The organism is Paenibacillus popilliae ATCC 14706 (genome assembly GCF_000315235.1).
In the GTDB taxonomy this organism is placed as follows: Bacteria; Bacillota; Bacilli; order Paenibacillales; family Paenibacillaceae; genus Paenibacillus_B; species Paenibacillus_B popilliae.
Genome location: NZ_BALG01000391.1, coordinates 1 through 208, shown reverse-complemented (window position 1 = coordinate 208; position 208 = coordinate 1). Strand labels below are relative to the sequence as shown.

Genomic DNA, 208 nt, shown 5'->3' with positions numbered 1-208 from the left:
GGTCAACCCCTACCTGCTCATCAGATTGTGAAAGAGGTTGTTTTTCCACTTCGCAAGAAAAGCAAGCATAGTATTTGCCGTTCTTCACAATGATTCACCTACCGTTCTTTTTGGTTCTCGATATACTGTTTCACCGTTTCCAGTGATACGCTTCCAACTGTGGCTACGAAGTAGGCGTTTGTCCAAAGAGAAGGCAATCGCGTGGTCA

General features: G+C 45.2%; 1 protein-coding gene. It reads right to left on the bottom strand.

Features of this window, described 5'->3' with window-relative positions; genetic code table 11:
- Nucleotides 1–98 precede the first annotated feature (98 nt).
- Nucleotides 99–208: transposase (locus PPOP_RS21230; protein ID WP_006288369.1), on the bottom strand; the 110-nt coding region annotated here is incomplete at its 5' end.